General features: G+C 65.9%; 30 protein-coding genes. 11 read left to right on the top strand and 19 right to left on the bottom strand.

What is annotated here, in order from left to right:
- Positions 1–4: 4 nt before the first annotated feature.
- Positions 5–1,276 (top strand): FAD-dependent oxidoreductase, encoded by a 1,272-nt coding sequence (locus G570_RS05610; protein WP_084607550.1) that lies wholly within the window; start codon positions 5–7, stop codon positions 1,274–1,276.
- A 3-nt stretch (positions 1,277–1,279) separates the two neighbouring features.
- On the opposite strand, the gene G570_RS05605 is transcribed toward G570_RS05610, so the two are convergent.
- From G570_RS05605 to G570_RS05585, 5 genes are read right to left on the bottom strand one after another with little or no spacing between them, the layout of a single operon-like run.
- Positions 1,280–1,996 (bottom strand): DsbA family protein, encoded by a 717-nt coding sequence (locus G570_RS05605; protein WP_037503887.1) that lies wholly within the window; start codon positions 1,994–1,996, stop codon positions 1,280–1,282.
- Positions 1,997–2,037: 41 nt separating this feature from the next.
- Complete coding sequence (locus G570_RS05600; RefSeq protein WP_037500000.1) at positions 2,038–2,436, bottom strand: hypothetical protein; 399 nt, start codon at positions 2,434–2,436, stop codon at positions 2,038–2,040.
- Positions 2,437–2,473: 37 nt separating this feature from the next.
- Positions 2,474–3,022, bottom strand: a complete 549-nt coding sequence (grpE, locus tag G570_RS05595) for a nucleotide exchange factor GrpE (protein ID WP_037499997.1) — start codon at positions 3,020–3,022, stop codon at positions 2,474–2,476.
- Positions 3,019–4,050: a heat-inducible transcriptional repressor HrcA gene (gene hrcA, locus G570_RS05590; RefSeq protein ID WP_037499995.1), complete on the bottom strand. Its 1,032-nt coding sequence runs from the start codon at positions 4,048–4,050 to the stop codon at positions 3,019–3,021. Before hrcA ends, grpE begins: the two co-directional genes overlap by 4 nt.
- A gap of 32 nt (positions 4,051–4,082) precedes the next feature.
- On the bottom strand, positions 4,083–4,640 hold the full coding sequence (locus G570_RS05585) for a hypothetical protein (RefSeq protein WP_037499991.1): 558 nt from the start codon (positions 4,638–4,640) through the stop codon (positions 4,083–4,085).
- 70 nt (positions 4,641–4,710) lie between these two features.
- Between G570_RS05585 and rph the strand changes: the two genes are divergently transcribed.
- Both rph and rdgB read left to right on the top strand, forming a co-directional pair.
- Positions 4,711–5,442, top strand: coding sequence for a ribonuclease PH (gene rph / locus G570_RS05580; protein WP_037499988.1), 732 nt, complete (start codon positions 4,711–4,713; stop codon positions 5,440–5,442).
- On the top strand, positions 5,439–6,044 hold the full coding sequence (rdgB, locus tag G570_RS05575) for an RdgB/HAM1 family non-canonical purine NTP pyrophosphatase (protein ID WP_037499985.1): 606 nt from the start codon (positions 5,439–5,441) through the stop codon (positions 6,042–6,044). The genes rph and rdgB overlap by 4 nt, the downstream gene beginning before the upstream one ends.
- Here the strand turns inward: rdgB and G570_RS05570 are convergent.
- Entirely contained in the window at positions 6,024–6,650 is a 627-nt protein-coding gene (locus G570_RS05570) for a CAP domain-containing protein (RefSeq protein WP_051504063.1), read from the bottom strand. The genes rdgB and G570_RS05570 overlap by 21 nt on opposite strands.
- A 48-nt stretch (positions 6,651–6,698) precedes the next feature.
- The gene (locus tag G570_RS05565; RefSeq protein WP_245600260.1) at positions 6,699–7,253 is read right to left on the bottom strand and encodes a CAP family protein; all 555 of its coding nucleotides are present in this window, start codon (positions 7,251–7,253) and stop codon (positions 6,699–6,701) included.
- Here G570_RS05565 and hemW point away from each other — a divergent pair.
- On the top strand, positions 7,252–8,427 hold the full coding sequence (hemW, locus tag G570_RS05560) for a radical SAM family heme chaperone HemW (RefSeq protein WP_245600259.1): 1,176 nt from the start codon (positions 7,252–7,254) through the stop codon (positions 8,425–8,427). The genes G570_RS05565 and hemW overlap by 2 nt on opposite strands.
- Here the strand turns inward: hemW and G570_RS05555 are convergent.
- Positions 8,424–9,575: a penicillin-binding protein activator gene (locus G570_RS05555; protein WP_037499980.1), complete on the bottom strand. Its 1,152-nt coding sequence runs from the start codon at positions 9,573–9,575 to the stop codon at positions 8,424–8,426. The two genes, hemW and G570_RS05555, sit on opposite strands and share 4 nt — an antisense overlap.
- A gap of 15 nt (positions 9,576–9,590) precedes the next feature.
- On the opposite strand from G570_RS05555, the gene rsmI reads away from it, so the two are divergent.
- Genes rsmI through G570_RS05535 form a run of 4 tightly spaced genes read left to right on the top strand, consistent with a single transcriptional unit; the run spans position 9,591 to position 12,382 of the window.
- On the top strand, positions 9,591–10,430 hold the full coding sequence (rsmI, locus tag G570_RS05550) for a 16S rRNA (cytidine(1402)-2'-O)-methyltransferase (protein WP_037499977.1): 840 nt from the start codon (positions 9,591–9,593) through the stop codon (positions 10,428–10,430).
- On the top strand, positions 10,427–10,777 hold the full coding sequence (locus tag G570_RS05545) for a YraN family protein (protein ID WP_037499975.1): 351 nt from the start codon (positions 10,427–10,429) through the stop codon (positions 10,775–10,777). The genes rsmI and G570_RS05545 overlap by 4 nt, the downstream gene beginning before the upstream one ends.
- Before the next feature lie 31 nt (positions 10,778–10,808).
- Positions 10,809–11,774, top strand: coding sequence for a glutathione synthase (gene gshB, locus G570_RS05540; protein ID WP_037499973.1), 966 nt, complete (start codon positions 10,809–10,811; stop codon positions 11,772–11,774).
- Positions 11,771–12,382: a DedA family protein gene (locus tag G570_RS05535; RefSeq protein WP_037499971.1), complete on the top strand. Its 612-nt coding sequence runs from the start codon at positions 11,771–11,773 to the stop codon at positions 12,380–12,382. The genes gshB and G570_RS05535 overlap by 4 nt, the downstream gene beginning before the upstream one ends.
- On the opposite strand, the gene G570_RS05530 is transcribed toward G570_RS05535, so the two are convergent.
- The 3 genes from G570_RS05530 to fsa are packed head-to-tail and all read right to left on the bottom strand — an operon-like array spanning position 12,383 to position 14,559.
- The gene (locus tag G570_RS05530; RefSeq protein WP_037499968.1) at positions 12,383–13,315 is read right to left on the bottom strand and encodes a tyrosine recombinase XerC; all 933 of its coding nucleotides are present in this window, start codon (positions 13,313–13,315) and stop codon (positions 12,383–12,385) included.
- Entirely contained in the window at positions 13,297–13,860 is a 564-nt protein-coding gene (locus G570_RS05525; protein ID WP_037499965.1) for a DUF484 family protein, read from the bottom strand. The genes G570_RS05530 and G570_RS05525 overlap by 19 nt, the downstream gene beginning before the upstream one ends.
- A gap of 48 nt (positions 13,861–13,908) precedes the next feature.
- Positions 13,909–14,559, bottom strand: coding sequence for a fructose-6-phosphate aldolase (fsa, locus tag G570_RS05520; RefSeq protein ID WP_037499961.1), 651 nt, complete (start codon positions 14,557–14,559; stop codon positions 13,909–13,911).
- A gap of 96 nt (positions 14,560–14,655) precedes the next feature.
- Here fsa and G570_RS05515 point away from each other — a divergent pair, with 96 nt between their 5' ends.
- Positions 14,656–15,429, top strand: a complete 774-nt coding sequence (locus tag G570_RS05515; RefSeq protein WP_037503881.1) for an enoyl-CoA hydratase-related protein — start codon at positions 14,656–14,658, stop codon at positions 15,427–15,429.
- On the opposite strand, the gene G570_RS05510 is transcribed toward G570_RS05515, so the two are convergent.
- From G570_RS05510 to G570_RS05500, 3 genes are read right to left on the bottom strand one after another with little or no spacing between them, the layout of a single operon-like run.
- Complete coding sequence (locus tag G570_RS05510) at positions 15,426–15,851, bottom strand: TadE/TadG family type IV pilus assembly protein (protein ID WP_037499958.1); 426 nt, start codon at positions 15,849–15,851, stop codon at positions 15,426–15,428. The genes G570_RS05515 and G570_RS05510 overlap by 4 nt on opposite strands.
- The gene (locus G570_RS13600; protein WP_037499955.1) at positions 15,848–16,372 is read right to left on the bottom strand and encodes a TadE/TadG family type IV pilus assembly protein; all 525 of its coding nucleotides are present in this window, start codon (positions 16,370–16,372) and stop codon (positions 15,848–15,850) included. The genes G570_RS05510 and G570_RS13600 overlap by 4 nt, the downstream gene beginning before the upstream one ends.
- Positions 16,372–17,712: a pilus assembly protein TadG-related protein gene (locus tag G570_RS05500; RefSeq protein WP_037499952.1), complete on the bottom strand. Its 1,341-nt coding sequence runs from the start codon at positions 17,710–17,712 to the stop codon at positions 16,372–16,374. Before G570_RS05500 ends, G570_RS13600 begins: the two co-directional genes overlap by 1 nt.
- 219 nt (positions 17,713–17,931) lie before the next feature.
- Here G570_RS05500 and G570_RS05495 point away from each other — a divergent pair, with 219 nt between their 5' ends.
- Positions 17,932–19,146 carry a toxic anion resistance protein gene (locus tag G570_RS05495; RefSeq protein ID WP_037499950.1) on the top strand — a complete coding sequence of 405 codons (1,215 nt, stop codon included), beginning with the start codon at positions 17,932–17,934 and terminating at the stop codon, positions 19,144–19,146.
- An 11-nt stretch (positions 19,147–19,157) separates the two neighbouring features.
- The gene (locus tag G570_RS05490) at positions 19,158–19,883 is read left to right on the top strand and encodes a hypothetical protein (RefSeq protein WP_037499948.1); all 726 of its coding nucleotides are present in this window, start codon (positions 19,158–19,160) and stop codon (positions 19,881–19,883) included.
- Here the strand turns inward: G570_RS05490 and G570_RS05485 are convergent.
- The 5 genes from G570_RS05485 to pgi form a co-directional block, all read right to left on the bottom strand.
- Entirely contained in the window at positions 19,880–21,088 is a 1,209-nt protein-coding gene (locus tag G570_RS05485) for a CaiB/BaiF CoA transferase family protein (protein WP_037499946.1), read from the bottom strand. The genes G570_RS05490 and G570_RS05485 overlap by 4 nt on opposite strands.
- Positions 21,085–22,677, bottom strand: a complete 1,593-nt coding sequence (locus G570_RS05480; RefSeq protein ID WP_037499944.1) for a phytoene desaturase family protein — start codon at positions 22,675–22,677, stop codon at positions 21,085–21,087. The genes G570_RS05485 and G570_RS05480 overlap by 4 nt, the downstream gene beginning before the upstream one ends.
- Positions 22,678–22,740: 63 nt before the next feature.
- Positions 22,741–24,081, bottom strand: coding sequence for a glutathione-disulfide reductase (gene gor, locus G570_RS05475; RefSeq protein WP_037499941.1), 1,341 nt, complete (start codon positions 24,079–24,081; stop codon positions 22,741–22,743).
- A gap of 49 nt (positions 24,082–24,130) precedes the next feature.
- A complete protein-coding gene (locus G570_RS05470; RefSeq protein ID WP_037499939.1) occupies positions 24,131–24,967 on the bottom strand; it encodes a retropepsin-like aspartic protease in 837 nt (278 codons plus the stop codon).
- Positions 24,964–26,475, bottom strand: a complete 1,512-nt coding sequence (pgi, locus tag G570_RS05465; protein WP_037499936.1) for a glucose-6-phosphate isomerase — start codon at positions 26,473–26,475, stop codon at positions 24,964–24,966. The genes G570_RS05470 and pgi overlap by 4 nt, the downstream gene beginning before the upstream one ends.
- Positions 26,476–26,531 lie beyond the last annotated feature (56 nt).

The following is a 26,531-nucleotide window of genomic DNA, read 5'->3' as shown; positions in this document are numbered from 1 at the left end:
CATCATGACCAAGGGGGACGGTTCGCCTTCCAGCGGCCTGTCCCCCCACTTTGACCGCCGCTCGCTCCTTCGCGGAGCGGGCGGCGTCGCCGTTTCTACGGCAGCGATGACCCGCGCCGCGCCCGGGTCGAAGGCGCATGTCTGCGTCGTCGGTGCCGGCGTGTTCGGGGCATGGACCGCGCATCACCTGCTGGCGGCAGGCCACCGCGTCACGCTGGTCGACATGGCGGGGCCGGCCAACAACCGTGCGTCGAGCGGCGGCGAAAGCCGAATGACCCGCGCCGGCTATGGCAAGGACGCCATCTATACCCGCATGGCACGCGACAGCCTGGCGCAGTGGAAGACGCTGAGCGCCGTATCGGGCCTGCCGATCTTCCATCCGTGCGGGGTGCTCTTCTTCAGTGCCAATCCGGACGATTATTTCACCCAGTCGATCCGCGTGAACCGCGAACTTGGCCTGCCGATCGAACAGCTCGACGCCGGCCAGATGCAGCGCCGCTTCCCGGCCATCGACTTCAGCGACGTCAAGTTCGGCATCTTCGAACCCCAGTTCGGCGCGCTGATGGCGCGGCGCGCGGTCGGCACGCTGGTCCAGCGCTTCGTCGCCGGCGGCGGTCGATACGTCACCGGCAAGGTCGCTACGCCCGCCGCCGACGCGCGGCTGCACGAGGTTCGCCTCGACAATGGCGAGCGCGTCGCGGCCGATCGCTTCGTCTTCGCGCTCGGCCCGTGGCTGCCGAAGCTATTCCCCGATCTACTGGGCAAGAAGATCGTGCCGACCCGGCAAGAAGTCTTCTTCTTCGCGCCGCCGCAGGGCGACCGCCGCTTCCTGCCCGGCGCCATGCCCGGCTGGGCCGACTTCAACGGCGGCGACATCTTCTACGGCTTCCCCGACCTCGAAGGCCGCGGGGTGAAGTTCGCGCATGACGCCCACGGCGTCGAGGTCGACCCAGACACCCAGTCGCGCGAGCGGACCGAAGCAGCGCTGGCCGAGATCGTCGCCTTTCGCGACCGTCGCTTCCCGTTACTGCGCGGCGCGCCGCTGACCGAAACCCGCGTCTGCCAATATGAGAATAGCTCGAACGGCGACTTCCTGATCGACCGTCATCCCACCCTGGCCAATGTGGTGCTGGTCGGCGGCGGGTCCGGCCACGGCTTCAAGCACGGGCCGGAAGTCGGCCGCATCGCCGCCTCACTGGCGCTTGGCGCACCGCAGAAGGAACCCCGCTTTACCCTCGCGACCAAAGGCGATCGCCAGGCCCGCGAGGTCCATTAGGCGTTACAGCGCCGCCTTCAGCGCATCTTCGACCTGGTCCCAGCTTTCGCGATCGACGGTGATCGTCAGCGGCTTGCCGTTGAGCAGGAAAGTCGGGGTGCCCTCGACGAAACTGGCCTTGTTGTGCATCGCGATCAGCCGGTCGATCTCCGCCTTGTTGGCGAGGCAAGCCTTGACCTTGGCCACAGGCACGCCGCGCGCGGCGGCAAAGGCGTCGAAGCCGGCAAGGCTGCCGACTGCCGGCAAGAACTCGACCGGCTGCTTGCCTTCATAGGCTTTCAGCTTTTCCTGCCCGGCCTGGATCTTGCCGATCCATGTTTCGCGGGTCGCGAACAGGCCGTTGGTGAGCGCGAAGAAGCGCGTCGTTCCCCCGCAGCGCGCGGTCAGCGCGGCGGCCAGGTCGTAGGGATCGCGGACGTAGTTACGGAATTCGAACGCCACCTTGCCGGTGCGCACATAGTTGGCGATCAGCGGCTTGTAGCCGGTTTCGTCGAAATGGGCGCAGTGGCTGCAGGTCATCGAGCCATATTCGACCAGCTTCACCTTCGCCGCGGGGTTGCCGATCTGGAAGCCGCCCTCGGCCGTCTTGATCACCGTGCGCGACCAGTCGTGCGCGGCGGCCGGGGCCGCGGTTGCCTTTTTCGCCGGCGCGGCCTGCGCGGCAGCGGAAACGCCAAGGGTCGTCACGGTCAGGCAGGCAAGCAGGGCGAGTTTCTTCATCATGTCCTCGATGCGAATAGGCCGCGCTTCTTTGCGCAGGGTCAGGCTGAACGCAAGCTTGCCGCGCGCCGCAAGTCCTTGGGTCGACCGAAGCGCAGCAGCAGGGCGTGGAGTTCGTCGCGCGACGGCACGAAGATGCCGGGGCGGACCTCGACGCGGGTGGCAAAGGTCACCGGCGACCAGCGGCCATCCTCGCACAGCTCGAAACCCGCCATATATTCGGCCGGGTGCGGCGGCTTGGTCCAGCGATTGTAGATGGCGGAGCGGAACTGCCCGTCGCTGCCGCCGGCTGCCGGCGCTACGCCTAGCGACGGCAATATGCGCTCGGCGTCCGCAACGCCCAGCACAATGTCGATGTCGTCGATGCTGTCCGGATCGGCGCCGTGAAGCGCCACCGCCGCGCTGCCGATGATCCACCACCGATCGCGCGCCGGCGCCATCGCTTCCGCGATCAGCGCCAGCGAACGGTCGAACGGATCAGCCAGCCTTGGCGACGCCGACCAGCGCCGGGCGCAGCAGGCGGTCCTTGATCATATAGCCCGACTGCATTTCCTCGACGATCGTGCCGGGTTCGGCGCTGTCGGTGGCGATTTCGATCATCGCCTGGTGCTTGTGCGGGTCGAGCGGATGGCCGACCGATTCCACCTTGGTGACGCCGTTGCGGGTCAGGATCGAATCCAGTTCGCGCAGGGTCGCTTCGATACCCTCGATAAAGCTCTTCGACTTTTCATCGGTGCGGGCTTCGGCAGGCACATGGCCCAGCGCGCGGTCGAGATGGTCCCGCACCGCCAGCATGTCGCGGGCGAAGCCGGTCACCGCATAGGCGCGGGTGTCGGCCATTTCCTTTTCCATGCGCCGACGCGAATTCTGCAATTCGGCAGCGGCGTAAAGCGCCTTGCCATTGGCTTCTTCCAGCTTCTGCTGAAGCTCGGAAACCAGGTCGTGCTCGGCGAGTTCGGGCGCATCCGCCGCGGTTTCCGCGCGGATCGCTTCGGCTTCGTCGTGAAAGTCTTTTTCGTCGCTCATCTCATATATCTCGTCAGGGCCTGGGCCGTGAAATCCACCATGGGGACGACCCGGGCATAGTTCAATCGCGTCGGGCCGATCACGCCCACAACGCCCACCACCTGCCCATCGCTCCCGCGGTAGGGCGCGGCGATCACGCTGCTGCCAGATAGGGCGAACATGCGGTTTTCGCTACCGATGAAAATGCGGCAGCCCTCGCCGTCCCTTGCCCCGTCGAGCAGTCGGGCGATTTCCTGCCGGTCTTCGAGCTCGTCGAGCAGCCTGCGCACCCGTTCGAGATCGGCCGCCGCACTCTCGTCGATCAGGTTGGCTTGCCCGCGTACGATCAGCACCGGCCGCTGGTCGAGGTCCTCGCTCCACGCGGCAAGGCCGGCGGCGATCAATTCGGCGGCAGCGGCATCGATTGCCTCGCGCCGCTCCGCGATTTCGGCACGCAGGCGGAGTTGCGCTTCGCCCAGCGTCAGCCCGCTCAGACGCGCGGTGATGTAATTGCCGATTTCGTGCAGTGCGATCGGGCTTGTGCCGGGCGCGAGCGGAACGACGCGGTTTTCGACGCTGCCGTCCATGCCCACCAGCACTGCCAGCGCGCGGTCGGCGGCGATGGGGACGAAACTCAATTGCTTGAGACGAAGCTCGTTCTTAGGCGCCAGCACCACGCCCGCGCAGGCGGACAGGCCGCTGAGCGTCGCGGTGGCGGCCTCCAGCGCATCCTCGATGCTGCGGTCCTTGAGCTGCGCCTCAATCGCCTGCCGCTCGCGCGCCGGCGGCAGCGACGAATGCATGATCCCGTCGACGAACAAGCGCAGGCCGATTTCTGTGGGAATTCGTCCGGCGCTGGTGTGCGGATGGGTCAGAAGCCCGCGCTCCTCAAGCTCCTGCATCACGCCGCGAATGCTGGCGGGCGACAGGCTGACCGACCCGGCAAGCGCCTTCGACCCCACCGGCTGCCCGCGGTCGAGATAGGCCTCCACCACCAGCCGGAAGATGTCGCGCATGCGGTTGGACAGGTCGCCGATCGGCTCGCTCATGCTGGCGGATGTAGGACCTAACCCCGCTTCCCTCAATGGGCGCGCGATACGCTGGCCGATGGGACCAGATCGATCACGGCTAGCGCCTGCCGATAGAAGTCGCGGAATTCGTCAGGATCGCAATTAGAGTCAAAGGTCGCAATTTGCGATCGATCGGCCCGCATCCAGATAAACCCGATCATTGTGCCGTCTGTGGCCCGAGACTTGCAGGGCTTGCCATCGGGGCGGTTGGCGTACTGCGCCACCGAATAACTTGAGAGCGGCACCGCAGACTTTAGGAAAGGTGCCATTGCCGCTTCCAGCTGTCGCGACTGCTCTTCGGTAATGCTGACCAGGCAAAATTGTCCGTCCGTTTGACCATTGGGTGGCTTCGGTCGGTCGGGGCATCGTTCGTCAAACAAGACAGCATATTGACCGGGCTTGATATCTACCGATCGGGCGCCTTCCATAAAACCGCTAACTGAAATCGAAAGCTCAATGGCATTGTCACCAACAGTCGCTTCCGGGGTTTCGGTCGGCTGTTTGCATCCCGCCATAAAGAGCGAAATCAGCACGGCAACCAAGAGGGGCAGATTGACGCGATTGACCATGGCCCAAGGCTAGGATTCTCGGCGGCCAAGGTCTAGGGCACGCGCCACACCATTATGAGGAGAGTGACCTATGCGTCCCAGCGGCCGCGCCCCCGACCAGATGCGCGAACTGTCGTTCGAACCCGGTTTCACCAAGCATGCCGAAGGAAGCTGCCTCGTCAGCTTCGGCGAGACCCGTGTGCTGGTCACCGCCTCGGTCGAGGACAAGGTGCCGCCGTTCCTGCGCGGCAAGGGGTCGGGCTGGGTTACCGCGGAATATGGCATGCTGCCCCGCGCCACCCACACCCGCGGCAACCGCGAGGCGGCCAAGGGCAAGCAGTCGGGCCGGACGCAGGAAATCCAGCGTCTGATCGGTCGTTCGCTCCGCGCCGTGGTCGACTTGCAGAAGCTCGGCGAGCGGCAGATCGTGGTCGACTGCGACGTCATCCAGGCCGACGGAGGCACCCGCACCGCCTCGATCAGCGGCGCCTGGGTCGCGCTGCGCATCGCCATCGACAAGCTGCTGGCCTCGGGCGCGCTGAAAGACGATCCGATCACCACGCAGGTCGCAGCGGTGAGCTGCGGCATTCATAACGGCACGCCCGTGCTCGACCTCGACTATATCGAGGATTCATCGGCCCATTCGGACGGCAATTTCGTGCTGACCGGCGACGGCAACATCGTCGAGGCACAGCTGACCGCCGAGGGGGCGACGTTCGACGAGGAAGCGCTGCTGCGCCTGCTCCGCCTCGCCCGCATCGGCTGCACCGACATTTTCGCGGCGCAGTTGAAAGCGACGCGGCCAGAGGGACAAACAGCGTGAAGGCGGTCGGCCCCAAACTGGTCATCGCGACCCATAATGCGGGCAAGCTGCGCGAAATCCGCGACCTGCTCGCGCCATATGGGATCGAATGCCTTGGCGCCGCCGAACTCGACCTGCCCGAGCCGGAGGAAACGGGAAACAGCTTCGTCGACAATGCCGAGCTTAAGGCGCGGCAGGCGGCAGACCTTGCCGGCCTCCCCGCCCTTGCCGACGATAGCGGACTCAGCGTCGATGCGCTCCACGGCAACCCCGGCATCTTCTCCGCCCGCTGGGCCGAGGACCAGGCCGGCAACCGCGACTTCGGCCGCGCGATGGAGCGGGTGTGGCGCGAGGTCGAGGCGGCGGGTCCGGACGCGGGCCATGACGCCCACTTCGTCTGCGTCCTCTCGCTCGCCTGGCCCGACGGCAGCATCGAAAGCTTCGAAGGCAAGGTGCATGGCACGCTGACCTGGCCGCCGCGTGGCGACAAGGGCTTCGGCTATGACCCGATGTTCATCGCCAACGGCATGACCGAGACCTTCGCTGAGATCGATCCAGCGGAAAAGCACGCCATCAGCCACCGGGCCGAGGCGTTCAAGAAGCTAACGGCCGCCCTGGGCTAACTGCACGCCGCCAAGTGGGGCGAGCGGGTCGGCGGGCGCGGCGGGTTTTCGCGCGGGCATCAGGCCGCGCGCCAGCATCAACCCATCCTTGTTACCGGTCGGTGCATAGCGGCAGACGAAATAATCGGTGGTCGCGCTGCTGGCCACCGCGCAGCCGACTTCGGTCGTCGTCGGCCACACGATCTGGGTATAATGCGCGACCGAATGCCAGTCGCCGTTGACCGAATTGTCGGGAAAGGCACCTGGACGGAAGACCTTGGCTTCGGCGACCATCGTTCCGATCATCACGTCGTAGGAAAAGACGCCCTTCGGTCCGCGCCATAGATTCTCACCCGATTTCTTGCGGCGGCCAGGCGTCTGGTCGTGACCGTAAATCCCGGTCGCGGCCATATATTGAGCGTGGGCCAGCGCGCCCGCCTCCAGCTCTGCGCTCCACGACACTGGCGGCATGGCGAAGTCGCGGCGGGCATCGTTATGCGCCTTCAGAACGACCTTGCGCAGCAGCGCCTCACCGCGATCGGCCGGTGCCGGCCAGTTCGGGCTGGGCAGATTGGCCGCGGCCGCTGGGGCAGCGATCAGGCTGGCAAGGACGAGCGCGCGAAACATGCGGCGAAAATGCGCCGCAATTGGTTAAGCCTGCCCTCGCAGTTATGCTTAACGCAGCACCGTTCCGACGACGTTCCCGGCGGGCCAGTAGCGGCAGACCAGGTAATCGTCGGACTGGTTGGATGCGGAGGCGCAGCCGACTCGCTTGGTCGTCGGCCATATGATTTGCGTGTAATGGCCTACCGCCGACCAGTCGCCAGTCTTGCTGACGTAGGGAAAGCGACCGCCGCGGAACTGGCGCCGCTCGTCGACCCAGCCCTTCACCATCTCCTGGTAGCGGTAGGCGGTGCGGGTGCCCATGAACAGGTTTTCGCCCTGCTTGGGATAGCGGCCGACCTGCGGGTCATGTTCGAACCGGCCAAACCGGGCGAGGATCGAGGCATAACGCTGCGCATCCTTGGCCAGCGCTTCGTCCCATACCAGCGGCGCGACGCCGTAGCGCGATCGGGCGAGGTTGTGCCCCTGCATCATCGCGTCGATGAGCAGCGCCTTGCCGCGCGGGGCCGGGCGGGTATCGTTCCATGGCAAGACGCCGGAAATGGGGGTCGCCAGCGCGGCGACTGGTATCGTGACGGCCATCGCCGTAAGGAGCGCGCGGATCATGGCCGCCACCGCTAGCCTCGACATGCTGAACGCCGCAAGAACGGGCGACCCGCTCGCGCTCTACGTCCACTGGCCGTTCTGCGTCAGCAAATGCCCTTATTGCGACTTCAACAGCCATGTCCGCGACAGCGTCGACCAGGCCGAGTGGCGCGGGGCATTGCTCAAGGATTTGGCGCATGAAGCGGCGTTGCTGCCCGGACGGCGGCTGAGCAGTATCTTCTTCGGCGGCGGCACGCCCTCGCTGATGGACCCGGCGACGGTCGAAGCGGTGATCGCGGCGGCGACCCGACACTGGGCGCCGACCGACGATGTCGAGATCACGCTGGAAGCAAACCCGAACAGCGCCGAGGCCGCGCGCTTCGCCGACCTCGCCCAAGCCGGGGTCAACCGGATCAGCCTTGGTCTGCAAAGTTTTTCCGACGCATCGCTCCGCTTCCTCGGCCGCGCCCACAGCGCCGACGAGGGGCAGAGGGCGTTGGCGGCAGCGCAATCGGCGGTCGACCGGGTGAGCTTCGACCTCATCTATGCGCTGCCCGGCGACACGCTGGAGGGTTGGAGCCGCGACCTCGACCGCGCGCTCGGCCTCGGGACCGAACATCTCTCGCTCTACGAACTGACGATCGAGCCCGGCACGCGTTTCGCGACGATGGTGGCAAAGCATGATTTCGACCCGCTCGACGCCGAACGCGCGGCCGAACTTTTCGAGCATACCCAAGCGCGCGCCGCTGCGGCCGGCATGCCGGCTTATGAGATCAGCAACCACGCCCGCCCAGGCGCGGAGAGCCGCCACAACCTTACCTACTGGCGCTACGGCGATTATGCCGGGGTCGGCCCTGGTGCGCATGGGCGTCGGCTGGGGATGCGCACCGTGCGGCACCGAAAGCCGGAAAATTTCCTCGGCGCCGTGGCGCGCAACGGCCACGGCCTGGTGGAGGAAGAGGCGCTGACCCGCGAGGAAGCGGCGCACGAGGCGCTGGTGATGGGCCTGCGCCTTGCCGAAGGAATCGACGTCGCCGCCATCGCCGACCGACTTGGCGTCGACGATCTGGTCGCCGATGCGGCGGTAACCCGCCTCGCCTCGCATGGCCTGCTATGGCGCAACGGCGACCGCATCGGGACGACCGTCGCCGGTCGCCTCCTGCTCGATTCTATCCTTGCCGAGGTCGCGCTTTAGAAGCGGTTGGCCGCGGGCGAGACCGTGGTTTCGCCCGTCGCGGTCACCTGCCTGACTTCGAGCAGGCGATCGGCAATGCCGTCGCGACCAAAGCGGAAGCTGCCGTCGACGCCCGCGAAGCCGTCCGGATCGACGAGGCTCTTCGCCGGGAAGGCCTTGCCGGTCGGCCAGCTGCGCGCGCTGCGCACCGCAAGCAGCACCGCGTCATAGCCGAGGCTAGCCAGGCGGAACGGCGCGCGCCCGTACCGCGCGCGGTAGCGGGCGGTCAGCTTGTCGAACTGGACGTCGGTCGGTGCCGCATACCAGGCGCCGCGCAGCGCCGCGGTCTTGCCCAGCGCATTGTCGCTCGCCCACAGCTCGGTACCGAGGACGCGGGTGCCGGTCTTGATCCCGGGTGCCGCGACCGCTGCGATACGACCGCTGTCGCCGACCAGAACCGCGTCGAAATTGCCCTTGGCGCTGAGCCGCCGGGCGGCAGCGGTGACGGCGGCAGGCGTGCGATTGAAGGTCTCCACCGCGCCCATCGTGCCGCCCGCCTTGCGCACCGCGCCGATCATCGATTGCGCCGCGCGCTGGCCATAGAGGCCGGTCGGGACCAAAGCGGCGAAACGGCTGGCACCGCGACCCCGTGCGTAGGTGACCACCCGGCCGATCGACTGGTCGGGCGTGAACCCCATGATGTAGACGCCGTTGCCCGCCACGCCTTCATCGTTCGAGAAAGCGATGACCGGTACACCGGCGGCCCGCGCGACCGGCGCGGCAGCGCGAACGTCGTCGGCCAGCAGCGGGCCGAGGATCAGCTTGTTGCCCTCGCCGATGGCACGGCTCGCGGCTGCGGCCGCTCCGCCCGGACCGGCACTGTCATAGACGGTGATGCGGATCGACTTCTCGCCGGTATCGAGCAGCGCAAGGTTGGCGGCGTTGGCGATCGACTGGCCGACCGCCGCGTCGCCGCCGGTCAACGGCACGATCACCGCGACCATGTTGCGCTGGGTTTCGCTGGGCTTCACCGGTGGCGGCGTCGGTCCGGTCTCCGGTCCGACCGGTCCGCCCGGGCGGGTCTGACAGCCCGCAAGGGTCAGCGCGCCGCCTGCCAGAACCAGCAGAAATGCGCGACGCGCTTGCCGACCATCAAGGGAAAATGCCATGTCCTCTACTCTCCTATGCACCAGCCCCTTCCCCCTGGCCTCTATATCGTCGCCACCCCAATCGGCAACCTTGGCGACATGACGTCACGCGCGGCGGACGTGCTATGCCGGGTCGATCGCGTGCTTGCCGAAGACAAAAGGGTAAGCGCGAAGCTGCTCGCCCATGTCGGGGCGACGGCACCGATGACCGCCTACCACGACCATAGCGACGAGGGGCTGCGCCAAAAGCTGCTCGCCGAAATGTCGGTGAAGGCGATCGCGCTGATCAGTGATGCGGGAACGCCGCTGATCAGCGACCCTGGCTACAAGTTGGTGCGTGCCGCACGCGAAGCCGGGCTGGCGGTGCACACGCTGCCGGGGCCCTGCGCGGCGATTGCGGCGCTTACGCTAGCGGGGCTGCCGACCGATCGTTTCCTGTTCCTGGGATTCCTCCCCGCCAAGGCCAAGGCCCGCGCCGACGCCATCGCCGAGGTCGCTGCCATCCGCGCCAGTCTCGTGCTGTACGAAAGCGGGCCGCGCCTTGGCGAAAGCCTCGACGCGTTGGCGACGGGGCTCGGAACCCGCGACGCAGCAGTAATCCGCGAGATCAGCAAGCTCCACGAGGAAACGGTGACGGGCACGCTGGCCGAGCTTGCCGAGCGGTATCGCGACGCGCCGCCCAAGGGCGAAATCGTCATCGTCATCGGCCCGCCGCCGGAGCGCGAGGCGGCGAGTGACGCCGAACTCGATGTGGCGCTCACCAAGGCGCTGGAAAGCCTGTCGCCCAGCCGCGCTGCCGCCGATGTCGCCGCTGCGCTCGGCATCCCGAAAAAGCGCGCCTATGCCCGCGCGCTCGAACTTGGGGGCCGCGACTGACCCGGCAGCAGGCCGAAGCGCGCGGTCGCAAGGCGGAAAGTCTCGCCGCCGGGTGGCTGCGCCTGCACGGCTGGCGCATCCTCGATCGGCGCGCACGCGTGCCGGGCGGCGAGGTCGATCTGGTGGCGCGGCGGGGCCGGACCGTCGCCTTTGTCGAGGTAAAGCAGCGGGCCAGCGAGGATGCGGCGGCGTGGAGCCTCGACCAGCATCGCCTGCGACGGGTGGCAGTGGCGGCCGAGCGGCTCGCACCGCGTTACGCCGGCGCCGGCGATGACATCCGCATCGATGCGATCTTCATCGTGCCGCGCCGCCTGCCCCGCCACCTCGCCAACGTCTGGCACGGGTGACAAGCGCCGCGTCTTGGCCTAGGCGCGGCGCATGAGCCTGACCGTCGCCGTCCAGATGGACCCGCTGGAAACCATCGCCATCAAGGGCGATTCGACCTTCGCCCTGATGCTGAAGGCTGAGGAGCGCGGGCATAAGCTCTATCATTATCTCGCGCGCGACCTCAGCTATGAGAACGGCCGGGTTTATGCGCTGGCCAAGCCCGTCACGGTGCGCCGCGTCGAGGGCAATCATTTCGATGCGGGCGAGGCGATGAAGCTCGACCTAGGTCGTGAGGTCGATGCCGTGCTAATGCGGCAGGATCCGCCATTCGACATCGGCTACATCACCGCCACCTACCTGCTCGAACGGGTCGCAGCGGAGACGCTGGTGGTCAACGATCCGCGCAGCGTCCGGGACGCGCCGGAAAAACTGTTCGTGCTCGACTTCGCGCGCTTCATGCCGCCGACGATGATCGGGCGCAGCCTGGCCGACATCCGTGCCTTCCACGCCAAGCATCGCGACATCGTCGTCAAGCCGCTGCACGGCAAGGCGGGCGAAGGCGTGTTCCGCGTCGGCCCCGACGGGCAGAATATGAGCGCGCTGGTCGAACTGTTCGGATCGATCTGGAAAGAACCGTTCATCGCCCAGGCCTTCCTCCCGGAAGTGGCGAACGGCGACAAGCGCATCGTGCTGGTCGACGGCGAGGTCGCGGGCGCGATCAACCGCATGCCGGGCAAGGGGGAGTTCCGCTCCAACCTCGCCGCGGGCGGCACGGCGCACCAGGCCGACCTCACCGATGACGAGCGCGCCATTTGCGACGCGCTCGGGCCGGAGCTGAAGAAGCGCGGCCTGCTGTTCGTCGGTATCGACGTCATCGGCGGCAAGTGGCTGACCGAAATCAACGTCACCTCGCCCACCGGCATCGTCGCCATCGACCAGTTCAACGGCAGCGACACGCCCGCCCTGATCTGGGACGCGATCGAAGCGAAGGTCGCGGCACGAAAGGCGAATGCGTGACCGACTGGATTATCAGGCTGATCGAACAGTCGGGCTACCTCGGTGTCGGCTTCCTCATGTTCCTGGAAACGGTGTTCCCGCCGATCCCGAGCGAGGTCATCATGTCGATTGCCGGCGTTGCTGCCGGACAGGGCAAGCTCAGTTATGCGTGGGTCGTCGCCAGCGGCACCGCCGGCGCAATGCTCGGCAACATCTTCTGGTATCTTGCCGCCCGCGCGCTCGGTATCCAGCGGCTGGAACCCTTCATCCACCGCTATGGCCGCTGGATCACGATGACCTGGGCCGAGGTGCAGCGCTCGCAGAAATGGTTCGACCGGCACGGCACTTTTTTCGTGTTCCTTGGCCGCCTGCTGCCGACGGTGCGCAGCCTCGTGTCGGTCCCGGCCGGCCTGCTGAAGATGAGCTTCCGCCGCTTCCTGTGGGCATCGACGCTGGGAACGGCCGGGTGGACCGCCTTGCTGGCCGGCGCGGGTTATGAATTGGGCGAACGTTATGGGGAGGTCGACAAGATCCTCGGCCCCGCCTCGACCGCCATCATGGTCATCCTGGTCGCCGGCTATATTTACCGGGTGTGGACCCACAAGGACCTCGACAGCAGCTCCTATTGATCAGGCGCGCGGGTGGGCGTGACGGTAGACGTCGAGCAGACGCGCGGCATCGACGTCGGTGTAGATCTGGGTCGACGACAAGCTGGCGTGGCCGAGCAATTCCTGCAGCGACCTGAGGTCCGCCCCGCGCGCCAAAAGGTGCGTGGCGAAGCTGTGGCGCAGCGCGTGCGGCGTCAGGCTGTCGGGCAGGCCGAGCCGATGGCGCGCACCACTAACCGCACGGCGGACGAGGTCGGGATTGAGCGGGCCGCCCTTGGCACCGACGAACAGCGGGCTGTCGCCGGAAATCGGATAGGGACACAGTGCTACATAGTCTTCGATCGCCTGCTTCACGGCGGGGACGATCGGCACGATGCGGGTTTTGGCGCGCTTGCCGGTGACACGGATTGCCTGGCCCAACGGCAAGCATTTGGCGGTGAGGCTCATCGCTTCCGCGACGCGGAGGCCCGCGCCATAGAGCAGAAGCAGGATCGCCATGTCGCGCGCGCCGAGCCAGTCGTTGGCCGCGCCGTCTCCGGCCTCTTTCGCCAGCGCCATCGCATCGTCCGGGCTGGCGGGGCGCGGCAGGGTGCGCGGGCGCTTGGGGGCGCGGGTGCGGGGAAGCTGGGCCGGGCTGTCGGCCTGTTCCGCCGCATAGGTCAGGAAGGCGCGCACCGCCGACATTTCGCGCGCCGCGGACGAAGCGCCCAGCCCCTCACCACGCCGGTCGGCAAGGAAAGCGCGAAGGTCTGCGGCATGCATGCTGAGCAGGCCGAAGCGGCCGATCTCCTCACCGCGGTAGCGGCCGAGGAAATCGATGAAGCGATGAGCGGTGGCGACATAGGCGCGCACGGTATGCGGCGAGCGGCGGCGATCATGGGCGAGGTAGCCGCCCCAGCGCGCGGCCAGGTCGCGGGCGGGATGTCCGTTTTCGCTTAGGGGTTCACTAGCCACCGGCGCAGCATAGCGCCAAGCGCCGCGCCGAGGAATCCCATCAGTTCGGTGCCATGCTTGCCGTCGATCACCGCTTCCTTCGACTGGCCGAGCAGCAGCAGGCCGTAAGGCAGCGGCGCATCGGCGTCGAGGATCACCAGCACTTCGGAGCGAATTCCCTTGGCCGCGCTGCCGAATAGCGGATGGCCGCAGCCGACGCTGCGCATGGTGGCCGGCTCGACCCGTTCGATCGCGCGATCGACGATGCGCGGTTCGACGGTCCAGGTGCCGTTCCTGCCCACGCGGAAGCCCTTGCCATCGGCGACCAGCGCCAGCGTGACTTCGTCGATGCCGAGCATCATGGGCCAGCGCACGGTCACGGTTTCGAACATCGCTTCCAGGCTGCCGGCGTCCATCAGTGCCAGCACGGCGCCGTGAATGGCCGCGGTCGCGCCGCTATGCCCGCGCGCATAGGCGATGAGGTCCTGCTTCGCGCTTTCCGCAGCGCCGAGCCGGTCGCGAAGCGTCGCGACCGCCCGTTCTTCAAATGGAATCACCTGCGCCATGCCGCGATTCGTACCGCGACAGGGTTAATTTACGGTGCGCGAGTTGCCTTAAATCTGCTGGCCGGTCGCTTCCCAGTCCTTGAGGAAGGCGGCGATCCCATTGTCGGTCAGCGGATGCTTGAACAGCTGCCAGATCACCGACGGCGGCGCGGTCATGACATCGGCGCCGATCTTGGCGCTTTCGAGGATGTGGACCGGGTTGCGGACGCTGGCGACCAGGATTTCGGTGCCGAAGTCGTAGTTGTCGTAGATCATGCGAATGTCGGCGATGAGGTCGATCCCCGACTGGCTGATGTCGTCGAGGCGGCCGACGAAGGGCGAAATGAAGGTCGCGCCCGCCTTGGCCGCGAGCAGCGCCTGGTTGGCCGAAAAGCACAGCGTCACATTGACCATCGTGCCGTCGCTGCTCAGCGCCTTGCAGGTCTTGAGGCCGTCGGGGGTCAGCGGCACCTTGATGGTGATGTTGTCCGCGATCTTCCGCAGCACTTCGGCTTCCTTCATCATGCCGTCATGGTCGAGCGCGACCACTTCGGCCGACACCGGACCCGGCACCACCTTCACGATTTCCTTGACCACTTCGATAAAATCGCGGCCCGACTTCTTGATCAGCGAGGGATTGGTGGTGACCCCGTCGAGCAGGCCGGTATCGGCCAGCTTGCGGATGTCCTCGATCTCGGCGGTGTCGGCGAAGAATTTCATGGGTCGGCCTGTCCTTACGGATTGCGGGAAATTTGATTCGTCCTAGCCCTTCGGGGCATGAAGGTCACCCGCTTTGACGGCAAAAGGGCGACGAAAATGACCGAGCATGTGCAAGTCGAAAAGGCAAATGGCGTACTGGCGATCACGCTAGCGCGTCCCAAGCAGCGCAATGCCATCACCGTCGCCATGTATGCCGCCATGGCCGATGCGGTCGAAAGCGCTGCGAGCGATGCGGACGTGCGGGTCATCACCATCCGCGGGCAAGGCGAGGATTTTACCGCCGGTAACGACCTGATGGATTTCCTGGCCGATATGCCGGACCCCAACAGCGGCGCCGACATCCCGGTCTGGCGCTTCCTGCGCGCGATGGCCAAAAACCAGGTGCCGGTGGTCGCGGCGGTGCACGGCAATGCGGTCGGCATCGGCACCACGATGCTGTTTCACTGCGACCTGGTGGTCGCCGAGGAAGGTTGCCGCTTCGTCATGCCTTTCGTCGATCTGGGGCTGGTGCCCGAAGCGGCGAGCTCGCTGATCCTGCCGCGCCTGGCCGGTCGCCGCGCGGCGGCCAAGGCGATCCTGCTCGGCCAGCCGTTCGGTGCGGACGAGGCGCTGGCGATGGGCCTGGCCAGCCATGTAACGCCGAAGGGCACGCTCGACGCAGCCTTCGCCAAGGTCGTCGGTGCGCTGCTCGCCAAGCCGCCCGAAGCGATGCGCCAGACGCAAAAACTCCTCCGGCGCGAGGCGACGGAGGAGATTTTGGAACGCATGGAGCTCGAGAACGGCCACTTCGCCGAACGCCTTGCTTCGGACGAGGTGAAACAGGCGATTGCAGCCTTCTTCGCGGCGCGGGCCAAGGCACCGGCGGCTTAGGTCCCCGCCACCCAGACGCGCTTGGAGCGACTGACCGTCACCGTCGGTCCGGGGAAGATCAGCATGTCGGTGGACTGCGAATAGTTGACCGTAAGGTCGTAATATCGACTTGTGCCAGCGGTCACCAGCGTCGGCACCGGCACGGTAAAGGTGCCCGGCCCGATACCAAAGACGTGATCGTTGATCTTGGTGCGGATGGCCGTCGCGGTGGGTGCCACACATCCCGTCGACGTCGGTGTAAGGCACAGCGTCGCATAGCGCGCACCTTCGCCCAGCGCCTGCTGGATGCCCGCAACCGCGCGATAGACCAGCGCAAATTGCAGGATCATCCAGATCATCATGATCATGATCGGCAGGGCGAACGCCATTTCGACGATCGTCGCGCCATCCTGGTTGCGGGCGAGGCGGCGGAACAGCGTCATTCGGTCCGCATCCCGGCCGTCGCCGACACATGGTATGTGCCGTCGGCGTTGAGGCCTGCAAAGTGGATCGGGAACATCGGCGTATATGTGTCGGTGACCGTCACCCGGATGTAGTGTGCCTCGGTATATCCGGTGGCGCAGGTCGCCGCGTCGATCGTCGCATAGTCGGTGCTTTCCTGCGACAGGACCGTGCTGCCGTTGACGCATTCGATGCGCCATTTGACGGTCACGTTCGATGCCGTGATCGGGCTGGTCTTGCACGTCCCGTTGGCGTTCACCCCGTTGACCTGGCAGACCGCCTCGGTCGCCAGCGTGCCCTGCACCGTGCTGTCCTCGGTGGTCTGCATGATCTTTTCGATCGCGCGGTGGGCGCCCTGTTCAAGCGCGAGCTTCTTGCCCATCGCGTTGCTCATGTCGACGATGCCGATCGACATCAGCGCCAGCACCGGGGCGGCCAGCGCCAGTTCGATAATGGCGACGCCGCTCTTGTCGTCGCGGAGGGAGGCGAGGCGCCGCAGCATCAGGCCACCAGGCGCACGATGGTGATGGTCCCACCGCTCGATTTGAGGCCATAGGCGGTGCAGTCGGTCATCCGCTTGAAGCGATTGCTGACCGTGCTGTTGCCCGAGAAATCGACGCGGCGAGCGACGATCTGGGTGCAGGTCGCCGTGGTGTTGCCGGTGCCGTTATACTGCAGCTCCTGGCTCGGGAAATAGAGCGCGCCAGTGATGACCGAGGCCGAATTGCCGTTGATCTTGTTCGTCTGGGTGCTGTCGACCGCGCGCCGATCCTGGAAGATCGCGATTCCCTGATAGGTGCCGCTGGTCGGCGCGGTGATGTTGATGTTCGACGAGGCATTGACCTTGAACTGGCCGATCGTTGCGTTGGTCGCGGTGCTGGTATTGGTCAGCACGATGGTGCAATCGTTGCAGGTCAAATTGCCCTGGATGAAGGCGTCGCCGCCATTGATGTAATATGTGCCCGCAGGCAGGGTCAGGGTCTTGTTGGCGCCGACCGACAGCGACGAGAAGCAATTGGCCTTGTTCCCGCCGGCGTCCTTCGAGTTGTTGAGATCGGTGGTCTCGTCGAGCGCGGGATAGGTGGTCGTCGTCTTGCCGTTCTTGGTCGTCGAAACCTGCGCGCACTTCATGTTGCTGGCGACCGGATTGATGTTGGCGAACGGGTCGGCCATCGCCGGCGAATAGGGGCGATAGGCATTGACGGTCCAATTGTTCGACTGGGCGATGCCGCCGACCGCCGACACGGCGTCGACCGTCACGGCCGAACTGCCCTTCGCATAGGCCGCGTTCGACGCCTTCGAGTTGGAATGGAAGGTGCAGTCGGGCATGTAGATGCCGGCGTTGCCGCTAATCTGGATGCCCGATTTGGTGGCGCTGTTTTCCAGCGCCTCGACGCAGGCGTCGCCGCCAAGTTCGATGTTGGCCGCCGTCGCGTTGGCGATGATCACCGGCGGATTGGGCACGAACATCGAGCTGAAGGGCAGCCGCTGCTGGACCGCCAGGGTCACTTTGACCTGGTTCTTCATGCTGCCCGAATTGGCCGGGAACGTCACTTGCGGGTAACCGGTCTGAAGCGCCATCGCAGTGTGGAGGTTCAGGGTCAGGTCGTGCGACACGGAGGTCGCAATGCCCGTGGTGGCACCGTTCGCCTTCGCCCGGTCGTAAGCGCCGGCCATGGCGGCCGAATCCGCTGCCCGCTGCAGCTGGCGCTTCCACAGCGTCCACTGGATCGTGTCGGTCGCGAGGCCCGCGGCGCCGATCAGGACCGGCAGCGCCGCCCCGATGATGATCAGCACGTTGCCGCGCCGGTCATTCCACAGGTCTTTAAACAGATTGCGCATGACTTTCCCCGCCAGTGGATAAGAGTTCCGGACGAGCAATAGTCGCTTCAAGGTAAGCAAGTCGTTCCGAACCATGGTTGACGAAATGCTAACCGCGATTCCGCGAGCCCGCCCCTTGAAGCCTCGCGTGTTACACCTATAATACAGCGATGGACTCTTGCGCGAGGGCGATGGTGCGTCCAGCTTCGCGCAAACAAAGTGGGAGTGAGAGGAAGTTTTATGGCCAGCGACCCGTCGACGACGACTGCGACCGCCACCAAGATCACGCTGGAGCCGCCCGCAGCGCTCCAGGAAATCGCCGTGCACGAAGCCGCCGGCCTCGTCCCGCTCAAGACCGAAGAGACGAGCGAGCTGGACCAGAAGGTCGAGCAGTTCGTCAATGAGCTCGCCGCGCTCGACAGCAACAGCCCCGAATTCGGCAAGAAGGTCGACCAGCTGACCGCGATGGGCCGCAAGGAAATCGCCGAAGCGGCGGGCGCGTCGAACCGCTTCCTCGACCGGCCGGTCAAGGCGATCGACAGCGACACCGGGATCGGCGCCGACCTTAGCGAACTGCGCCGCACCGTGGAATCGCTCGACCCCAAGGAAGCCGCGGGCGGAATGACGACCCGCAAATTCCTGGGCATCATCCCCTTCGGCAACCGTGTGAACCGCTATTTCGATAAATATCGGTCGAGCCAGAGCCACATCAGCGCGATCCTCACCCGCCTTGGCAACGGCAAGGACGAGCTGCTGATGGACAATGCTGCGATCGACACCGAGCGCGCGCAGCTGTGGAAGACGATGCACAAGCTCGAGCAGATGATCCACATCTCCAAGACGCTCGACAAGCAGCTCGAGGACAAGGCAAACGAACTCGACGCGACCGAGCCGGCCAAGGCCAAGGCGATCCGCGAAAGCGCGCTGTTCTACACCCGCCAGCGGACCACCGACCTGCTGACGCAGATGGCGGTGACGGTTCAGGGCTATCTCGCGCTCGACCTGGTCAAGAAGAACAATGTCGAACTGGTGAAGGGCGTCGACCGCGCGTCGACCACCACCGTGTCAGCGCTGCGCACCGCAGTGACCGTCGCGTCCGCCATGTCGAACCAGAAGCTGGTTCTGGAACAGGTCAACGCGCTCAACACCACCACCGCGAACATGATCGACACCACCGGCGAAATGCTGAAGCAGCAGTCGGGCGCGATCCACGAGCAGGCGGCGTCGAGCACCATCCCGCTCGAAACGCTGCAGCGCGCGTTCCAGAACATCTACGACACGATGGACCAGATCGACGCGTTCAAGCTCGCCGCGCTCACCAACATGAAGGCGACAGTCGACACGCTGGGCAAGGAAGTCGAGCGGTCGAAGGGTTATATCGCCCGCGCCGAAGGCGTGGCGCAGGCCAAGCTGGAAGCGGCAAGCTCGCCGTTCGAAGCCATCGAGAGCAAGTGACCGACCGTTAAATGACCGACCCCCGCGTCAACCAGACCCTCGAACGGTTCGAGCGGATTACGAACCAGCTCGACAGCCGCGACGGCGCCGCCCGCGACGCCGCGCGGCGCGAGCGCCAGCGGCTCAACCGCAGTCTTGGCCAGGCGCTGGCGCGGATCGCGGTGGCGGTTGGCGTCATCAGCCTCGTCACCATCATCATCGGGCTGATCGTCCCGATCGGCATGTTCGGCTTCCTCGCGGCGGTCGGCCTTGCCATCGGCGTCGCCGCGCTGATCGGGTTCGGCAGCCAGCCTGCCGCAACCTTGCCCCAGGTCGAGGAAGATGTGTCGAACGCCCAGATGGTCGCCCAGTTCGACAGCTATGTTTTCCGCGCGCGTAAGGCGCTGCCCAAGCCCGCGCAGGCCGAAATGGACCGGATTTCGAGCATGATCGGCGGGCTCAAGCAAACGCTGGAGCGGGTCCCCACGCTCGACCCGGCGGCGCAGGACGCGCGTAGGCTTATGAGCCGCCACATACCGGGTCTCGTCGACCGCTATCTCAACGTGCCTCAGGCCTATCGCGGCGAAACCGACGGCGAAGGCAAGACGGTCGACCAGCGGCTGGTCGAAGCGCTCGCCGCCGGACGACAGGCGCTCGACGACATCGGCGAAAACCTCGCCAAGCAGGACCTGCTCGCGTTCGAAACGCAGGGTCGGTTTATCCAGTCGCGCTACAACGACCAGACGATCGACAGCTAGCCGACGATCCCCTTGGCGCGCAGCGCGTCGAGTTCGTCGCCGCCGATCCATTCCGACAGGATGTCGCCATGTTCGCCCAGTGCGGGCGGCGGCAAGGGCGCGTCGATGCGCTTCCCGTCGAGGCGGATCGGGCAGCCGACCATCGGCACATCGCCCAATGCGCCGCCGCCGGCCTTGAGCTTCGCACCGCGGTGAACCGCCTGCGGGTCGGCCAGCGCCTGCGAAATCGTGTTGATCGGCCCGGCGGGAATGCCGCCCTCCTCCAGCCGGTCGAGCCAGAAGCTGGCCGGTTCGCTGGCGATGATCGCGGCGATCTTGGGCACCAGTTCGTCGCGATGCGCGACGCGCGCGGCGTTGGTAGCATAGCGTTCGTCCTCGGCCCAGTGCGGACGGCCGACGATCTTGGCCAACTTGGCGAATTGGCTGTCATTGCCGACGGCAATGATGATCGGCTGATCCTCGGCTTGAAAGGGCTGGTAAGGCACGATGTTGGGGTGGCCGACGCCCTGGCGCACCGGGTCCTTGCCGCTGACCAGCGCGTTCGAGGCCTGGTTGGCGAGCATCGCCAGCTGCGTATCGAACAGCGCCATGTCGATCGTCGCGCCCTCGCCCGTCTCCGCGCGGCGCACCAGCGCGGCGAGGATGGCGTTGGCGGTGTACATGCCGGTGAACAGGTCAGCGACCGCGACCCCGACCCGCATCGGCCCGCCGCCCGGCTCGCCATCGGGCAGGCCGGTGAGGCTCATCAGCCCGCCCATGCCCTGGATGATATAGTCGTAACCCGCGCGCGGAGCATAAGGGCCGTCCTGCCCGAAGCCGGTAATCGATGCATAGATCAGGCGCGGATGCGCGGCGCGAAGGCTTTCCGCGTCGAGGCCGAACTTCTTGAGCCCACCGACCTTGAAATTCTCCACCACGACGTCGGCATCGGCTGCCATTTTCCGGACCAACGCCGCGCCTTCCTCCGTCCCGAAATCGATGGCGACCGAGCGCTTGCCGCGGTTGGCGGCGAGGAAATAGGCCGCGACCTTTTCCCCATCATGCTCGTGCCACGGCGGACCCCAATGGCGGGTGTCGTCCCCTACCCCGGGCTTTTCGACCTTGATCACCTCGGCGCCCAGGTCGGCGAGCAGTTGCGTTGCCCAAGGACCCGCCAGCACGCGGCTGAGGTCGAGGACACGGATGCCTGCGAGCGGCTTGGTCATGCCGACTTGCGGAAGAAGCCGCCCTTGAGGTCGGAGAGAATGGCGTGGGCCGCGTTGTGCCCCGGCGCGCCGGTGACCCCGCCGCCCGGATGCGAACCCGATCCGCAGAGGTACAGCCCCTTCAGCGGCATGCGGTAATCGGCATAGCCCAGCATCGGCCGCGCGCTGAACAATTGGTCGCTACCCATCTTGCCATGGAAGATGTCGCCGCCGATCAGGCCGAAGCGCCGTTCGAGGTCGAGCGGCGAGTGAATCTGCCGGGCGACGACCGACTTGGCGAAACCCGGTGCCTGTTCGTCGACCGTGGCGATGATCGCGTCCGCCGCCGCTTCGCGCTCGTCATCCCACGAGCGACCGTCGGGCAGCTTGTAGCGGAAATGCTGGCAGAACAGCGACGCGACATGCTTGCCCTTGGGCGCGAGGCTCGGGTCGAGCGTCGAGGGGATCAACATCTCGACCACCGGCTTCTTGGTCCAGCCATTGAGCGCCGCATCGGCATAGGCATGGTCCATATAAGCCATCGACGGCGCGATGATGATGCCGGCAGTCAGATGATCGCCGCGGCCCGGGTAAGCCGGGAAGTTGGGCAGCTTGTCGAGCGCAACGTTCATGCGGAAGGTCGCGCTTTCGCAGCCCCAATGGTGGAAATGGGTTTCGACCTGCGGGGTCACCGCGCCCTTCGGCACCAAGTAATCGAACAGCAATTTCGGATTGACGCCGGCCACAACGGTTGGCGCGCGATAACTCTTGCCCTCTGCAACAATCCCGACGGCGCGCCCCTTTTCGACGATCACTTCGCTGACCGCGGAGTTGAGCACGATGTCGACGCCGGCTTCGCGGCAAGCCTTGGCCATGGCCTGTGTGATCGATCCCATCCCGCCGATGGCATGACCCCACGCCCCCGCAACACCCGCCGCTTCGCCGAACAGATGGTGCAGCAGGACATAGGCGGTGCCGGGCGTGTAGGGCGAGGCGAAGTTGCCGACGATGCCGTCGAACGCGAACAACGCCTTGGTGAGATCGCCTTCGAAGAAACGGTCGAGGATGTCGCCCGCGCTCTTGGTTGCGAATTCATGGACGGTGCGGACTTCGTCGCTGTTGAGGCCGATCAGGTCCTTGCCAAGCGAGGCCAGCGCGCCCAGTCCGCGCAGGCCCTTGCCCGACTGCGGCGGTGCGCGGAGCAGCCATTTGCGGATCAGCGGCACGACGGTTTCAAGCTCTGCATTGTAGCGGTCGTAGGCGGCACCGTCGGCGGGAACATGCCGCGCGATTTCGCTGCGGGTCAGGCCGCCGCGACCGGCGAGCAAATAACTGCGCTTCGGCCCGGGCAGGAAATTGTCGATTTTGCGCAGCACGACCTTCAACCCGTGCCGTTCCAATTCCATATCGCGGATGACGGTCGGATTGAGCAGCGAGACGGTGTAGCTCGCCGCGCTGTTTTTGTAGCCCTTGTGGAATTCGTCGGTGACCGCCGCGCCGCCGACCTTGTCGGCCGCTTCGACGATGACGACCTTCAGGCCCTTCTTGGCGAGATAATAGGCGCAGGTGAGGCCGTTGTGGCCGGCCCCGATGATGACGACGTCGTGCAAATCTTAAACCCCTTCGTGCTCGCCGACTGTCCTAGCCAGCGGCACGATTCGGCGAAAGGGGCGTCAGCGCATCAGCACCAACTCTTCCGACATGGTCGGGTGAAGCGCCATGGTGCGGTCGAAATCGGCCTTCTTCAGCCGCGCCTTCACCGCGATCGCTGCCGCCTGCAGGATTTCGGGTGCGTCGGGCCCGATCATGTGGATGCCGACCACCTCGTCGGTGCTGCTGTCCACCACCAGCTTGTAGAGCGAGCGCTCGTTGCGGCCGGCAAGGACATTCTTCATGGCGCGGAAATCGCTGGTGAAGGTCTTGACCGACCCCAGCTTGTTCCTGGCCTGCGCTTCGGTGAGGCCGACGCCCGCGATCGGCGGGTGCGAGAAGACGGCGTTGGGGATGGCGTCATATTCGACCGTCCAGGGATTGCCGCCGAACTGGCTGTCGGCAAAGGCATGGCCCTCGCGGATCGCGACCGGGGTCAGCTGGACCCGGTCGGTGACGTCGCCCACGGCAAAGATATTGGGGACATTGGTGCGGCTGTTTTCGTCGACCTTGATCTGGCCCTTGTCGCCGAGTTCGACCCCGGCATGCTCGAGGCCCAGCCCTTCGACGTTGGGTACGCGGCCGGTGGCGAACATCACCGCGTCGGCGATGATGTCGTCGCAGCCCTTCATCACCAGCTTCAGCGATCCGTCGTCCTGCTTTTCGATCCGCTCGAACGTCGAATTGAAGCGGTACTGGATACCCTTGGCCATCGAAATCTGCAGCAGGCGATCGCGCATCTGCTCGTCATAGCCGCGCAGGATCGTTTCGCTGCGGTTGACCACCGTCACCTGACTGCCGAATTCGTTGAAGATGCCGGCGAACTCGTTGGCGATATAGCCCGCGCCCGCGATCACGACCCGCTTGGGCAATTCCTCCAGCAGGAAGACCTCGTTCGACGTGATGGCATGTTCGATGCCCGGGAGGTCGGGGAGGAACGGCCGGGCGCCGGTCGCGATCAGGATCTTGTCCGCGGTGACGGTCTTGCCGCTCGCCAACTTCACCTCATTGGGGCCGACCAGCGTCGCGCGCTCGTGGAAAATCTCGACCTTGTGGTTGCCAAGCGTCTGTCCGTAGAGGCCTTCCAGCCGATTGACCTCGGCCGCGACATTGTCGCGCAGCACCGCCCAGTCGAATCGCTTTTCGGGCACGTCCCATCCGAACATGGCGGCATCGTCGAGGTCCTCGGCGAAATGCGCGCCGTAGATCAGCAGCTTCTTGGGCACGCAGCCGCGGATGACGCAGGTGCCGCCGACGCGATATTCCTCGGCCACCGCCACCTTGGCGCCATGGCTGGCCGCGATGCGCGACGCGCGCACCCCGCCCGAACCGGCGCCGATCACGAACAGGTCATAGTCCATCATGCATCTCCGTTGCGTCCCCTTTTGACCCGATCAGCGGGCCGGGCGCCAATCACTTATGGTCATGGTTCCGATGCGGCGCGGGCGCGAGATAGAGCGCATGGCCCGCAAAATCGGCCGTGACGATGAAATCCTTGAGGATCGAGGTACCGAAATTGAGCTCGGCGGCGTTGGGCAGTTCGTCGACCGCCGCGACCAGGTTACGATATTCGCGCCCGGCCAATGTAAAGGGCGGCAACTCGACCAACTGCCGTTCAATCTGGCCACCGAGCCCGCCGCCCGATTTCTTTCCAATCGGTTTTAGCTTCAGCGCATCCGCGAGCGTGCGCGAGATCATGGGTCCGCTGCCGTTGCCGGTATCGACCTCGACCATCACGGTGCGGCCCTGCAGCGTCAGCGGAAAGGCTTCGATCCCATGGGCGGTGGTCAATGCGAAGCGGTTGCCCTCAGGCACGGCATCGGCGGGAAGAGCGGTCACGTCGCGGCCCGCATAGTCGATCCGGATGCGCGCAGCGTCGAACATCTCGCGTCCCAATATCATCGGGATGGGGCGGCCAGCGAGACGCTTCGACACATCTCCAAGGTCAGACACGACCATCTCGCGATCCTTGAGCTCCACCCCTAGAGCGCTGACGGTGACGCCGCTCAGGAAATGCGCAACCTGCGTTCCGCCCGATCCTTTGAGCTCGACCGCTTCGCCCTCACCCAGTCCCGCCGCCTTCGACGTCGCCGGGTCGAGGATGGTCGCTTCGGCCCCGCTGTCGAGCAGCGCGGTGGTGGCATGACCATTGACCTCGACCGGGATGTACATTCGGTCGTTGGTCAGGTCGAACGGCACCGCCGCGGCAGGCGTGGCCGCGATGGAGGCCAGGAGCGCGATGGCCCTCAAAGCCCAGCTCGCGCGATGAGGTCGCGGGTCGAGGGGTCGAGCGCCGCCCGGCCTTCGGGATCGTCGAGCTTTTTGGCCATTTCCTTGCCCAGCTCGACCCCGAACTGATCGAACGGGTTGATGCCCAGAAGCGTCGCATTGGCGAAGGTGCGATGCTCGTAAAAGGCGACCAGCGCGCCGAGGCTGCGCGGGTCGAGGCGTTCGAGCAGTACCGTCGCCGACGGACGGTCGCCGGGATATGCGCGCGCGCCGTCTTCGTGCTTGCGACCGGCCATCAGCGCGGCGCCCTGCGCGAAGGCATTGCCGAGCAGAAGGTGATGATGGCGCGCGTCCATGCTGTCTTCATTTTCAATGACCGCAACGAATTCGACTGGGATGGCGGTCGTGCCCTGGTGGAGCAGCTGGAACACGGCATGTTGGGCATCGGTCCCAACCCCGCCCCAGGTGACGGGCGCGCTCGGGCGGCCGAGCGGCTGGCCGTCGGCGGTGACCGACTTGCCGTTCGATTCCATCTCCAACTGCTGCAGGTAATCGGGCAGCAGCCGCAGTCGTTCGTCATAGGCGAAAAGGGCCCGGCTCTGCGCGCCGCGAAGCTGGGTTTCGGTGAGGTCGGCATAGGCCGCGAGCAGCGCGATGTTGGCCGCGCCGTCGTTAAGCTTCACATGGCGGTCCATTTCCGCCGCGCCTTCGAGCAATTCTTCGAACGCACCCCAGCCCAAGGCCATGGCGATCGAAAAGCCGACCGACGACCATAGCGAATAGCGCCCGCCGACGCCTTCGCCGAAGGGCAGGACACGGCTTTCGTCGATGCCATATTCGACGGCCTTGTCGGGCGCGGCGGTGACCGCGATCAGGTGGCCGTAGGGATCGGCCACCCCGGCCTCGCTGAGCCATTCGATCGCCGCGGCCATGTTGGTCAGCGTTTCGGTGGTGGTGAAGGTCTTGCTGACCCCGACGACCAGCGTCGAGGCCGGGTCGAGGCCCCAGGTCGCCTGGTCGAACGCCTCGCCGTCGATGTTCGACAGCACGCGTACATCATAGCGGTCGGCGTCGCGGCCCAGCGCGTCGATGATCAGGTCCGGCCCCAGCGCCGACCCGCCGATGCCGATGTGCAGGATCGATTCGATGTCGCCGAACGCCCCGCCCTCGATCGCATCGATCAGGCTGCGCATCCGCTTGTGCCTGGCAAGTGCCAGCGCATTATCTTCGGGATTACCCTCGCCGCGCTCTGCGACGTGGGTCGCCGGGCGCTGTTCGGTCGGATTGACGATGTCGCCCGCGAACAGCGCGGCGCGCTTGCCGCGATAGTCCGCCGCTTCGGCCAGCGCATCGAATGCCTCGACGAGGCCTGGCGTCAGGTAGGTCTTCGACCAGTCAAAATGGATGGTGGCGACATAGCGGGAGAAGCGGGCCACCCTTTCGCTATCCTGTTCGAACGATTGGAGGAGAGGAACGCGCGGCTGCGCTGCGATGGCCGCCCATGCGGCGCTGCGGTCGGGATTCGCCATGCGCCAGACATAGTGGCGGAGCGCCGCTTTTCCATCCCCGCTTGACCTTCGCGCGC

It is taken from the genome of Sphingomonas jaspsi DSM 18422 (genome assembly GCF_000585415.1).
Taxonomy (GTDB): domain Bacteria; phylum Pseudomonadota; class Alphaproteobacteria; order Sphingomonadales; family Sphingomonadaceae; genus Sphingomicrobium; species Sphingomicrobium jaspsi.
Note: the sequence above shows the minus strand (reverse complement) of the source record. Positions and strands in the feature narration are given on the sequence as shown.